The sequence below is a fragment of the Mesobacillus selenatarsenatis SF-1 genome, assembly GCF_000813125.1.
GTDB lineage: Bacteria > Bacillota > Bacilli > Bacillales > Cytobacillaceae > Mesobacillus > Mesobacillus selenatarsenatis.
The window spans coordinates 1-13611 of record NZ_BASE01000074.1 but is presented as its reverse complement, the minus strand read 5'-3'; the positions used below and the strand labels follow the sequence as shown (position 1 = coordinate 13611).

Sequence of the window (13611 nt, the reverse complement as noted above, 5' to 3'; positions counted from 1 at the left end):
GCTAGAAAATACTCCATCCCTCTTATTTTGGTAAAAGCAGAACACCTCCGTTCCATGAAAGCATTTTAACCTCAAAAAAACTTCATTTTAAGTATTCTAACATCCAATATATCAACAATCCCACTAGCCAGTTCCCAATTTAATAGAAAGCTCAAACTATTTTCTTGCTAAAACATTTGACCTACAAAAAAGTCAATTTCTATATTCGTAAAAAAAATAATGTAATGAAAAAAGTAATGAAAGTGTAATAAAAGACCACTGTTTCTAATATTTAATAATTATCAGAATCTTTCACTTGGTCAGAAAGTCATTCTTCTTAATATCAATTTCATTGGGATAGGCGGTGTGCAAAAAACGTGACAGCCTTATTGGAACTAAAGAATCTTAAAACCTATTTTAAAAGGAAAAAGGCACTCATTCCAGCAGTTGACGGGGTTGATCTAGTCATCAATAGAGGGGAAACTGTCGCATTAGTAGGGGAATCAGGGTCTGGCAAGAGCATTACCTCTCTATCGATTATGCGGCTGATACCTAGTCCTCCCGGAGAAATTGTGGACGGGCAGATCTATTTTGATGGACGGGATCTTGCCAAGGCGAGCGAAGAAGAGATGTGCAAAATTCGCGGGAATGATATATCAATGATTTTCCAGGAACCAATGACATCGCTCAATCCTGTACTTACCATCGGCGAACAAATCACGGAAGTCCTGACATACCATCAGGGCTTGAATAATACTATGGCGAAGAAAAAGGCGATTGAAATGCTGGAGTTGGTGGGTTTTTCCCGTGCGAAGGAAATAATCAATGATTATCCGCACAGGCTTTCGGGGGGGATGCGCCAAAGAGTGATGATTGCGATGGCGATGAGCTGCAACCCCAAGCTTTTGATAGCGGATGAACCGACAACTGCATTGGACGTGACCATCCAGGCGCAAATATTGGACTTGATGAAGGACCTGAGCACAAAGTTTGAAACATCAATCCTAATCATTACCCATGACCTGGGAGTGGTTTCTGAAGTTGCTGATCGAGTCGTCGTCCTGTATGCAGGCCAGGTAGTAGAAGAAGCAATGGTTGAAGACCTATTTGAAAATCCGCTGCATCCTTATACCAATGGCCTTATGGGTTCCATCCCATCAATTGACGAGGATCATTCACGGCTTGCCTCTATTGAAGGAAATGTTCCGTCACCTGAGAAACTCCCAAAAGGCTGCCGGTTTGCGCCTCGCTGCCCGCATGCCTTTGAGCGCTGTTTCATTGAAATGCCAGAGCTTGTGAGAAAATACGCCAATCGTTCAGTAAGATGCTTTTTGCATGACAGCAAGGAGGTGAAGAAATGACCTCGCCAAATGAAATCCTGGAAAAGAATTCACAGGAAAATAACTCTGAAACCTTGCTTGAATTACAGGATGTAAAAAAGCACTTTCCTATAAAATCTGGCTTGCTGCAAAAGACAGTAGGTCATATAAAGGCAGTCGATGGAATAAATCTGAAGGTGAATAAAGGTGAGACTTTAGGAATCGTCGGAGAATCAGGCTGTGGCAAATCAACAGTCGGCCGGACCATTATCCGACTCTATGAACCTACCGATGGAAAGATCATTTTTAATGGCAGGGATATCTCCCATCTATCTGAAAGTGAGCTCCGCAAGGATGTACGAAAAAACATCCAGATGATTTTTCAGGATCCGTTCGCGTCTCTTAACCCTAGGAAAACACTGCGATCAATCATCAGGGAACCGCTGGATACCCATCATCTTTATAAAAGCAAGGAACGGGATGAGAAAGTCGAAATTCTATTGGAGAAAGTAGGGCTCAATGCTTCATTCATCAATCGGTATCCACATGAATTTTCTGGCGGACAACGGCAAAGGATCGGGATTTCAAGAGCGCTGGCATTGAACCCTGAACTGATCGTTGCCGACGAAGCTGTGTCAGCATTGGACGTTTCAATCCAGGCGCAAATTATCAATCTGATGGAGGACCTTCAGGAAGAATTCGGCCTTACTTATATCTTTATATCCCACGACCTAAGCGTTGTCAGGCATATAAGTGACAGGGTTGGGGTTATGTACCTCGGAAAAATGATGGAGCTTGCTTCAAAAAAGGAGATTTACGCAGAACCACTCCATCCCTATACACAGGCATTGCTGTCGGCTGTGCCGGTGCCCAGAAAAAAAGGATCCATGAAGAGGGAACGGATTATCTTAAAAGGTGAGCTACCAAGCCCGGCAAACCCGCCAAAAGGGTGTGTCTTCCATACAAGGTGCCCAGCCGCATTTGACCTTTGCAAACAAGTTAACCCCGACTTCAAAGAAGTCAAGAACAACCATTTTGTTGCCTGCCATCTGTATACATAGTGCAGGAGCATGACTTGAAAGGAGGAGATACCGGCACCTTTCTATTGTTAAGGCTATTTGCGTAACCTTTGTTGCCTTTACCACTATTAATGTATATGAATTTTGAGTCTTTTTTTAATGATCTCGAAGTTTGTAAGAATGCATTATCTAGTACGACCAACAAAAGATTCGTTAATGGCTAAAAAACTAGTGAAAATCTAAGGGGGAAATGATGTGAAATTAAGAAAAGCTTCGTGGTGGTTGATTAGTCTTACTTTGATCCTGTCGATCTTCCTGACAGCCTGTACAGGAGGAAATACATCTGAGGATCCGAAAGAAACTCCTGGAGATGATGGCAAGACAGAAGAAGAAGCAACTGGTCCTCAGCAAGGCGGGGATTTAATCATTGGTTCTACTGGTGCACCTACCGTTTTCAACCCGCTTTACTCAACGGATACATCCAGCTCTGACATTGAAGGATTCATTTATGACAGCCTTGTATCATCTGATACGGAATTTAATCCGACAATGAGCATGGCCGAGTCAATTGATATCTCTGAAGACGGCTTGACATTTACAGCCAAATTGAAGAAGGGCATCAAATGGCATGACGGAGAAGAATTTACGGCAGATGACGTTGTGTTCACGTTCAGCATTCCTAAGGATTCTGAATATAACGGCGAACGCGGATCCGCTTTTGAAGCGATGGAATCCGTCACAAAAATCGATGATTACACCGTCGAATTCAAGCTAAGCAAGAAGGATGCTTCCTTCTATCCAGTATCGTTAAGCTATTACATTTTGCCTGAGCATATCCTAAAGGATGTTCCTGTTGCCGAGCTTGGCGAGCATGAATTCAATACAAAGAGCCCGATTGGTACAGGTCCATTTAAATTTGTTGAATGGAAGGATGGCGAGTATGTAAAGGTTGAAGCATTCGATGATTACTTCAAAGGTCGCCCTTACCTTGATACACTCACATACAAAATCGTACCAGACATGGATGCGATGATTGCGCAAATCCAAGCTGGTGATATCCACTTTGCTGCAGGAGTTCCTGGAACTGACATTGAAACAGTCAAATCATTCCCTGGCGTTAAAGTAGAGTCTGGCTTAGGCCTTTCTTACACATATCTTGGCTACAACCAGAAGAATGAGCTGTTCAAAGACAAGAAGGTTCGTCAGGCAATCACTCATGCTATTGACAGGGAAGCAATCGTTAGTTCTGTCATGAACGGTGACGGCAAAGTGGCACACGTTCCGGAAAGTCCACTATCGTTCGCATACAATGAAGATGTTCCAAAATTCGAATTTGACGTAGAAAAAGCAAAATCTTTGCTGGCAGAAGCAGGCTGGGAGGATTCAGATGGTGACGGAATCCTTGATAAAGACGGCAAGAAATTCTCCTTCACGGTAAAAACAAACCAGGGTAACAAAGTAAGGGAAGATATTGTCGTTGTCCTGCAAGAGCAATTGAAGGAAGTAGGAATCGAAGCAAAGCCTGAAATCGTCGAATGGAGCGCGTTCATTGAGCAGATTTCCGCTCCGAATTGGAATTATGACGCACTGGTACTTGGATGGAGCTTGTCAACATTCCCAGACCAATATGATATTTTCCACACAAGCCAGATGGAAGCAGGCTTGAACTTCGTATGGTACTCAAATCCTGAAGCGGATAAGCTGATGGAAGAAGCAAAACAGATTCTCGATCAGGATGAATATAAGGCAGCATATGCCGACATCTATAAGATGCTGGCGGAAGACCAGCCATACACCTTCCTGTACTATCCTAACGTTCATAGGGTAATGCCGGCGAATCTTGAGGGCTATGTTTTCCACGCGAAGGATGATTTTTATGAAATCTCCAAATGGTGGCTGAAAAAGTAGGTTTTTTAACCCACAACATCTGTATGGGAGGGAAGGGTGGATTCCCTTCCCTCTCAAACTTTGAATCATGAAAAAAAAGACTTTGCGAGTCATTAATATAGATGTTTTCAACCTCGCGATCCAAAGTTTATGAGATTGATGTCCTTCCAGGTTTAGCAGAAGAAAGAAGCATCCACAGGGACGCTGATTTAAAAATTTATACGAAGTTAATATAAATCTCTTCATTTTAAAAGGAGAATTGCCATGCTATCTTATATCATTCGCCGAATACTGATGGCCATTCCTTTGCTGCTTGGGATTACGATTGTCTCCTTTGCAATCATGAAGCTAGCTCCCGGTGATCCTGCCAGCCTGATGATGGATCCGACGATAAGTCCGGCTGATAAGGAAAGGTTCATGGAGAGGTACGGGCTTAACGATCCTGTCCATATTCAGTACTTAAAGTGGCTGGGAGCCATGCTTCAGGGTGACTTTGGTACATCGCTTATCCGCAAAGGTGTTCCGGTAATTGAAATGATTATGAACAGGATGCCAAATACGATTTTACTGATGGTCGTTTCAACAATCCTGGCCATATTGATTTCGATTCCATTTGGAGTCATTTCGGCAACACGACCGTATTCCAAGCTGGATTATTCAGTAACAGTCACATCATTTCTAGGAGTAGCAACTCCAAACTTCTTCCTTGGCCTGATTTTAATCATGGTCTTTGCGGTGCAGAACAACTGGTTCCCGACTGGAGGAGTAGCGACACTGAACGCTCCTTTCAGTTTATGGGACAGGATACACCATTTAATCATGCCAGCATTTGTTTTGGCTTCCGCCGATATGGCTGGATTGACCAGGTATACGAGATCTAGCATGCTCGAAGTCATAAAGCAGGATTATATGAGGACTGCCAGAGCAAAAGGGTTTAGAGAAAACAAAGTTATTTATAAGCACGGCCTCCGTAATGGCCTGATTCCGGTCATCACGATTTTCGGCTTGATGATTCCTTCCTTCATTGGAGGAGCTGTCATTGTTGAAAAAATCTTCACCTGGCCAGGGATTGGCTTATTGTTCGTAGATTCCGCGTTCCAGCGGGACTATCCGGTGCTTATGGGTTTAACCGTAATTTCATCGGTGTTTGTCGTCATCGGGAATCTGATTGCCGATATACTTTACGCGATTTTTGATCCAAGGATCGAGTATTAAGGGGAGGTAAACATGGCAAAAACAAATCTAGCTGGAAATACTTCTGGCAGCCTTGACTTGCATGGCATCAAAACCTCGCGGGACACAATGCTCGGGATCATTGTCAGAAAGTTTTTCAAAAACAAGCTTGCCATTTTTGGCGGGATTTTCTTAATCATCATTATCTCGGCAGCGCTCTTAGCGCCGGTAATCGCACCATACTCGCCTTCTAAACAAAATTTGCTGTTAAAATTGCAGCCGCCAAGCAGTGACCACTGGCTCGGGACAGACAGATTTGGCAGGGATGTCTTTTCTAGGCTTTTATATGGTGCAAGAATATCTCTATTGGTCGGTTTCGCTTCAGTGTTGGGCTCGATTACAATCGGAACGTTTCTTGGAGCGGTCGCTGGTTATGTTGGCGGGATTGTTGACGCTATTATCATGCGTTTTGTAGATATCATTCTATCAATCCCATCCATATTCCTATTGATTACACTAGTCACGATATTCAAGCCAGGAGTGGATAAGCTAATTTTAATCTTCGCGCTGCTAGGCTGGACAACTACTGCACGTCTTGTCAGGGGAGAATTCCTTTCATTAAGGTCTAGGGAATTTGTTCTTGCATCAAAAACGATCGGAACCAGGACACATACGATTATATTTTCGCATATCCTTCCGAATGCGATGGGTCCAATCATTGTCTCAGCCACATTGGCAGTTGGCTATGTCATTTTGGCAGAATCAGGATTGAGCTATTTGGGACTGGGTATTCAGCCTCCGGACGCAAGTTGGGGAAACATGCTCCAGGATGCACAGAATTTCACTATTTTATTAAAATCTTGGTGGTACCCGCTGGCACCAGGATTAATGATTTTGCTGACCGTCATTTGTTTTAACTTTGTCGGCGATGGACTCAGGGATGCACTTGACCCGAAGATAAATGAGTAGCAGCCTTAATTCTTCAAGGATTAAATCATGCCAAAAAATGAGTCAGGGAAACCTGGCTTTTTTCTATGTTGGGAAAATTTTTGAAAATGTTCAAGGCATCCCAGAACTATTGGCCGCTATTTTCATAGAATAGCTGTAAAAATTGATTTCTTCGGAGGGAAAGCGATGGGGTAGTCAGGACTGATACATGGTTAGAAACAGAATTCAACAGTCCACAACGTATATGTGAAAAGCTGGTTGGTTATTTTGAAGGTGAAGTTGATTCCAAAAAAATTTACAGCTATTTAAAGAACTTCGGCATGTACAAGCCGGACCGCAGAACCAGGAAGACGCTGGAAGAGCTGGAGGCAGGTAAGTTTTGGTCAGTGACAGAAAAAATTTTTAACAAGTATAAAAGAAAATGGAAAGGCCCAGATATCCCAATCTTCATCTTTCCCCTGGATCAATCGAATTCAAAGTTAATGAGGGAAGGGAAAGGGAAATCCGGACTATCTTTTATTGATAAAATGTTTCTCTTCTTGACTCCGATAAACGATGAGAAAGAGCTGGAAGCATTGTTTGTCCACGAATACCACCATGTATGCAGGATGCAGGCACAAAAGAAAAATCCTGCGGAGTATACCCTCCTTGACTCTATAATTCTAGAAGGTCTTGCCGAGCATGCAGTCGCTGAAAATTGCGGTGAAAAATATACGGGAGAATGGAGCAGGCGATATTCGACAAAAGTTTTGGCTGAGTTTTGGGAAAAAGAGCTTGAAGAGAAGCTCTCAATCCAGAGGGAAGATCGTCAGCATGATGAAATTTTGTTTGGATTAGGGGGCCGTCCTGCGCTTCTCGGCTATGCAATTGGCTATGAAATTGTAAAACAATATATACAACATGGATATTTTACTGAAAAAGCATCGTTTAAGCTCCCTTCCATTGAATTTACAAAGTTAATAAAATTTCAATAAATATGAAAACTAAAAAAACCCTGTCATACCGGGTTTTTTGTTATTTCTAAAAAATAATAAATTTCCCAATTGAAAAAAAAGTATTGCAAATGTAATAAATCTGTAATAACATTTTATTAAAATATATAGAATTTGCAGAATATTTTATTATTTAAATGTGAGAAGGTGTCCCAATGAGCAACTATTCAATACATAAAGATGCACCTTTGCTAGAAGTCAAGAACCTTGAAACAGCTTTTGATATCGATGGTGAATTTTATAATGCTGTAGACAAGGTCAGTTTTGCTGTCAAACCAAGGCAGATTGTCGGGGTTGTTGGCGAATCAGGGTGCGGAAAATCGGTTATGAGCCTTTCAGTCATGCAGCTCCTTCCAAAAGGGGTTGGCAAAATCCGAGGTGGAGAAATCATTTTCGAAGGCGTCCACCTTGAAAAAATGTCCGAGAAGGAAATGAACAAAATCCGCGGACGCGATATCTCAATGATCTTCCAGGAACCGATGACATCGATGAACCCGGTTTTCACAATCGGATTCCAGCTTCAGGAAGTATTGTTCAACCATACGAAAATCTCCAAAGCAGAAGCTAGGCAAAAAAGCGTTGCGCTGCTGAAGAGCGTTGGTATATCACGACCTGAAAAAATCGTGGATGAATATCCACACCAACTTTCAGGCGGCATGAGACAAAGGGTCATGATTGCGATGGCAATCGCTAACCAGCCTAAATTGTTGATCGCTGATGAGCCTACTACCGCGTTGGATGTGACAGTACAAGCCCAAATACTCGACTTGCTAAAGAGTATACAGGAAGTAAATGATATGTCAGTCATCATGATTACGCATGACCTTGGCGTTGTTGCTGAGATGTGTGACGAAGTCATCGTAATGTACGCAGGCCGCATCGTTGAACGAGCTGATGTCGATACACTTTTCTATAATCCTAAGCATCCTTATACAGAACTCATGATGGGTGCCATTCCGAAAATGGACGAGGAAAAAGAAGAATTAAGCTCGATCAAGGGGATTGTCCCCTCACTTAAGAATATGCCGGCAACTGGTTGCCGATTCGCAAACCGCTGTCCGAAAGCAATGCCAGAGTGTACAAGTATCACTCCACAGCTTGGAGAAGTCGAGCAAGGACATGAAGTGGCGTGCATTCTATATGAAGCAAGTATGCCAAAAGAAGGGGTTAAGGCATAATGAGCAATACAACTTTAGTAGAAAAAGAGAATTTGCTGGAAATTAGGAATCTGAAAACCTACTATCCTGTAAAAGGTGGCTTTTTCCGCCGTACAGTCGGCAATGTTAAGGCTGTCGATGATGTATCATTCGAGATTAAAAAGGGTGAGACATTGGGACTTGTAGGAGAATCAGGCTGCGGTAAATCTACAACAGGCAGGACAATCATCCGCCTGCTGAATGCAACAGATGGTGAAATTATCTTTGAAGGCAAGGATATCACTAAACTAAGAGGCAAGACGCTCCAGGCGATCCGCCAGGATATCCAGATGGTATTCCAGGATCCTTATGCTTCACTTAACCCTATGCAAATGGTTGGGGACATTGTTTCAGAACCTATCAGGAACTTCAAGAATGCGAGCCTGAAGGACCTAAAAGGTGAAGTAATGGATTTATTAACAAAAGTTGGTCTTCCTGAAGATGCTTACTATAAATATGCCCATGAATTTTCAGGCGGGCAGAGACAAAGGATCGGCATTGCAAGGGCGCTGGCGCTCCGACCGAAGCTTATCATCGCAGATGAGCCGGTATCAGCACTGGACGTATCCGTGCAGTCCCAGGTTCTCAATCTATTGAAGGAGCTTCAGAAGGAATTTGACCTGACTTTCTTATTTATCGCTCATGACCTTAGTGTCGTTAAGCATATGAGTGACCGGATCGGCGTAATGTATCTCGGCAATATGGTAGAAATTGCTGATCGCAACAGCATGTATGCTGAGCCGCTCCACCCATATACACAGGCTTTAATCTCAGCCATTCCAATGCCGGATCCACGCAGGAAGAAGGAAAGGATCGTACTTGAAGGAGATGTTCCAAGTCCATTGAATCCTCCGACAGGATGTCCATTCCATCCGCGCTGCCCAGCTGCGATGGCAGAGTGTTCTCAAGTGAAGCCAGCTTTAAAGGAGGTGAAGCCAGGACACCGAGTTGCTTGCCACCTTTACTAGGGCAATAATTTTTACAAAAAATATAAGAAATTGGGGGGAAAACCATGAAGAAACCATTGCTTTGGCTAGCTATGCTAGTATTGGTTTTATCAACATTCCTTGCTGCGTGCAGCGGAGGAGACACAAAAAAGACGACAACTGATCCAAAAGAAGACGACAAGGACAACGCAGCAGAAGAAACAGGACCGCAAGACGGCGGTACATTGACTTACGCTTTAAGCTCTGAGTTCAAAGGCCTTTTGAACTGGAACTTCTACGATGCTGATGGAGACGATGACATCATCGCATTCTTCGACGATGCATTGATCGACTATGATGAAAACCTTAAAGCCCAGCCAAACATTGCTAGCTGGACTACTGACGATAACAAAGTATTCACGTTCACTTTTGAAAAAGGCGTAAAATGGCACAATGGCGAAGAACTTACAGTTAATGACTGGGTATTCGCTATCGAAACAATCGCTACTCTTGGTGGAGAACACCAGCGTTGGTCTAACGTCAACACAATCGAAGGTGCTAAGGATTTCAACGAAGGAAAGACTGACAAGATTGCTGGTCTTGAAGTAGTTGATGACTATACTTTGAAAATCACTTTTGACAAAGCTCGCGTAAACAACCTTGAAAACGTCTGGGCTTACCCTCTTTCACGCAAGGAATTCGAAGGAATCGCCCCTAAAGACATGGCTGCTTCTGAGCAGGTTCGCACTAAGCCTGTAGGAACTGGTCCATTCAAAGTTGCAAAGGTTATTCCTGGTGAATCAGTAGAACTAGTTAAGAACGAAAACTACTGGAAAGGCGCTCCTCACTTAGATAAGATCGTTGTAAAAGTTATCGATTCTTCTTTAACAACTGGAGAACTTAAAAATGGAACGCTTGACATGACTCCATTCCACCCAACAGTTCTTCCTGAAATCGAAGCGCTTGATAATGTTGAAGTAGTAAAATCTCCTGGCTTATCTTACTACTATATCGGTTTCAAACTTGGTAAATACGATGGCAAGAAAAACGTAATGGATAAAGACAAGTATGCAAACAAGGAATTGCGTCAGGCTATGCTTTTCGCAATCAACCGTGAAGAGTGGGTAAAGGCTTTCTTCAGCGGACTAGGACAGCCACTTAACCGTCCGATTCCATCTGCACACTGGATTGCTGCAGATAACAAAGATATGCCTGTACAATACGAGTACAACCCTGAAAAAGCGAAAGAAATCCTTGATAAAGCTGGTTATGTAGATAAGGATGGAGACGGATTCCGTGAAGATCCTAAAGGTGAGAAGTTCACAGTTAAGTTCTCTCACTATGCTACTGGCAACCCAACTTTCGAAGCACGTGCAAAAGCTATGACTCAGTACTGGGAAGAAGTTGGTTTGAAATCTGAGCTTCAAATGACTGACGTTAACCTTTACTATGATCAACTTGAAAAAGACGATCCAGCTCTAGAAGTATTCTACGGCGGATGGGGAACTGGAACAGATCCAGATCCACTACCACTTTGGGGTATTGAATCTGTTTGGAACTACCCACGTTGGGTAAATGAAGATGCTCAAAAACTTCTTGAAGATGCTGTTGATCTAGAAGTAGTTGGAACTGATACTGAAAAGCGTGCAAAGCTTTATGCTGACTGGCAGAAGATTTTCAACGAAGAAGTGCCTGCACTTCCAATTCTTGAGCTAGAAGAAGTAATGGCTGTTGCAAAACGTGTACAAGGCCTTAAAATTGACGTTTCAGGCACTAACTCACCTCATGAATGGTGGATCAAGCAATAATCATTAAATCCCACCTACTCAGTTAAGGAGAATGCATATGCTTAAATACAGTTTACGTCGCATACTCGGCATGATTCCTATGCTTTTCCTTATCTCCATTGTAGTGTTTTCCCTGGCGAAACTTATGCCAGGGGACTCACTTAGTGGGGAAATCGATCCGAACAATACGGATCCGGCATACATAGAAGAGATGCGCGAGAAGCTTGGTTACAATGATCCTGTCCATATTCAATATTTTACCTGGATAACAAACTTCATGCAGGGGGAATTTGGGAAATCAACCCGTTATAAAATCCCAGCAAGTGATATCATTGGAGAACGTTTGCCGAATACAATATTCCTAGGTTTTTCGAGTATTTTAATCACTTATATTCTTGCATTTTTCATGGGTATTTATGCCGGAAGGAAGCCATATACTCTTGGCGATAACGTTATAGGTACCGCTAACTACATTGGACTGGCCCTGCCTTCATTTGTTGCAGGGGTGTTCGCAATCTATTTCTTCTCATTCACATTGGGCTGGTTCCCTTCAAACGGTTCCGTGGATATTTCCACAACAGAAGGTACAGCTGCATATTGGCTAAGCAGAATTCATCATGTTTTCTTACCAGCACTTGTATTAGGTTTATTGAGTACTGCAAGCTATACGCAATTCCTGCGTAATGACATTATAGAAAACAGCCGTAAGGATTTTGTAAGAACGGCACGAGCAAAAGGAACACCTGAAAAGAAAATTTACAATCAGCATATTTTGCGCAATTCAATCATCCCGCTGATTACATTCCTTGGATTTGATATCGTAGCGTTGGTCGGTGGAGCGATCATAACAGAGACGATTTTCACATACCCGGGAATCGGTCAATTATTCTTGAACTCTGTCAGCCAAAGGGACTATCCAGTCTTAATGACTTTGACAATGATGTTCTCATTCTTGACACTTTTTGGGAACCTGGTTGCAGATATACTATACGGAATTGTTGATCCAAGGATCAGGCTTGATTAAGGAGGATGGCTATGCAAGTTTCTACAGCAAATAATACACAGATAAACCTGAAGCCGGAAAAAGGCATGTCTCCTTGGGCCATCGCTAGAAGAAAATTTGTGAAGAACAAGTTGGCGATGACAAGCTTGATCTTTTTATTATTCGTAATGATTGTCTCTTTTCTGGCTCCATACATTACAACTACAGATATCACAAAAATCAACATTGGCTCAATGTCCTTAAAGCCATCTGCAGAGCACTGGCTGGGAACGGACAAAAACGGGCGTGACGTTTTTACCAGATTGTTATACGGCGGAAGGGTATCACTCTTAGTCGGAATTAGCTGTACACTATTCGTCATCTTTTTTGGAACAATTGTAGGATCAATCGCAGGATATTTTGGCGGTATCGTTGACAGCATGCTTATGCGCTTCACTGATTTCGTGCTGAACTTCCCATTCCTCGTATTCGTTATTGTATTAGCTACAATTTTCCATGGTAAAATCAATGGTCTTGTTATCCTGATCATCGTTATCAGCTTGCTGAGCTGGGGCGGGGTAGCGAGGATAGTACGAAGCAAGATTTTGGCGGAGAAAGAGAATGAATACATTCTTGCTTCTATCTCAATCGGATGCTCGCCTTTCAAAGTAATCACAAAGCATTTACTTCCTAACGTTCTTTCTACAATCATCGTACAGGCAACAATCCTGTTCGCTTCCATGATTGTCGCAGAAACAGGACTAAGCTTCTTAGGATTCGGTGTACCTTCCGAGATTCCATCTTGGGGTAATATGCTAGCATTCGCTAATGAACCAGACGTATTACAAGGAAAGCCGTGGATCTGGATTCCACCAGCACTTGCCATCACACTCACGATCTTGTCAATCAACTTCGTAGGTGAAGGCCTGAAAGATGCATTGAATCCAAGATCACGCCGTTAAAAAATCTACCATACAAAGGTAGATTTTTTATTTTGTCTATTTATCTATTAGACGCTGAGGTAATGAGGGGATTAGGACCTATTGCAAATGTTCGAAGCAGCATTAGGTTCGGCCAAAACAACGATTGGAACTGCAGGAAATGTCCGAAGTCACCCCTGATTCGTTCAAAACAGCGGTTGGAACTGCAGGAAATGTCCGAAGTAGTCCTAGGTTCGGACAAAACAACCATTGGGATGGCTGGAAAAGTCCGAAGCAGCCCCGGGTTCGAACAAAACAGCGGTTGGAACTGCAGGAAATGTCCGAAGTAGTCCTAGGTTCGGCCAAAACAACTACTGGGATCGCTGGAAATGTCAGAAGCAGCCCCGGGTTCGGACAAAACAGCGGTTGGAACTGCAGGAAATGTCCGAAGTAGTCCTAGGTTCGGACAAAACAACCACTGGG

Annotated in this window: 11 protein-coding genes; all 11 read left to right on the top strand. The window is 42.9% G+C overall.

Translation table 11 applies throughout. The features are described from left to right. Nucleotides 1-356: 356 nt before the first annotated feature. Nucleotides 357-1340, top strand: a complete 984-nt coding sequence (locus TY49_RS15630) for an ABC transporter ATP-binding protein (protein ID WP_041966842.1) — start codon at nucleotides 357-359, stop codon at nucleotides 1338-1340. Further along, nucleotides 1337-2359: an ABC transporter ATP-binding protein gene (locus TY49_RS15625; RefSeq protein WP_041966841.1), complete on the top strand. Its 1023-nt coding sequence runs from the start codon at nucleotides 1337-1339 to the stop codon at nucleotides 2357-2359. The genes TY49_RS15630 and TY49_RS15625 overlap by 4 nt, the downstream gene beginning before the upstream one ends. 213 nt (nucleotides 2360-2572) lie before the next feature. Next, nucleotides 2573-4225, top strand: coding sequence for a peptide-binding protein (locus TY49_RS15620; protein ID WP_041966840.1), 1653 nt, complete (start codon nucleotides 2573-2575; stop codon nucleotides 4223-4225). 243 nt (nucleotides 4226-4468) lie between these two features. Beyond that, nucleotides 4469-5419, top strand: a complete 951-nt coding sequence (locus tag TY49_RS15615) for an ABC transporter permease (protein WP_041966839.1) — start codon at nucleotides 4469-4471, stop codon at nucleotides 5417-5419. Between the two features lie 87 nt (nucleotides 5420-5506). After that, nucleotides 5507-6346: an oligopeptide ABC transporter permease gene (gene opp4C / locus TY49_RS15610; RefSeq protein ID WP_232310464.1), complete on the top strand. Its 840-nt coding sequence runs from the start codon at nucleotides 5507-5509 to the stop codon at nucleotides 6344-6346. 299 nt (nucleotides 6347-6645) lie between these two features. Then, on the top strand, nucleotides 6646-7299 hold the full coding sequence (locus tag TY49_RS15605; protein WP_084135507.1) for a DUF2268 domain-containing putative Zn-dependent protease: 654 nt from the start codon (nucleotides 6646-6648) through the stop codon (nucleotides 7297-7299). A gap of 173 nt (nucleotides 7300-7472) precedes the next feature. After that, the gene (locus tag TY49_RS15600; protein ID WP_023615280.1) at nucleotides 7473-8495 is read left to right on the top strand and encodes an ABC transporter ATP-binding protein; all 1023 of its coding nucleotides are present in this window, start codon (nucleotides 7473-7475) and stop codon (nucleotides 8493-8495) included. Beyond that, nucleotides 8495-9481, top strand: a complete 987-nt coding sequence (locus TY49_RS15595; RefSeq protein WP_041966836.1) for an ABC transporter ATP-binding protein — start codon at nucleotides 8495-8497, stop codon at nucleotides 9479-9481. Before TY49_RS15600 ends, TY49_RS15595 begins: the two co-directional genes overlap by 1 nt. A gap of 44 nt (nucleotides 9482-9525) precedes the next feature. After that, a complete protein-coding gene (gene opp4A / locus TY49_RS15590; RefSeq protein ID WP_041966835.1) occupies nucleotides 9526-11247 on the top strand; it encodes an oligopeptide ABC transporter substrate-binding protein in 1722 nt (573 codons plus the stop codon). Nucleotides 11248-11284: 37 nt separating this feature from the next. Beyond that, complete coding sequence (gene opp4B / locus TY49_RS15585) at nucleotides 11285-12250, top strand: oligopeptide ABC transporter permease (RefSeq protein WP_041966834.1); 966 nt, start codon at nucleotides 11285-11287, stop codon at nucleotides 12248-12250. 11 nt (nucleotides 12251-12261) lie between these two features. Further along, the gene (gene opp4C / locus TY49_RS15580) at nucleotides 12262-13170 is read left to right on the top strand and encodes an oligopeptide ABC transporter permease (protein WP_041966833.1); all 909 of its coding nucleotides are present in this window, start codon (nucleotides 12262-12264) and stop codon (nucleotides 13168-13170) included. Nucleotides 13171-13611: the final 441 nt, after the last annotated feature.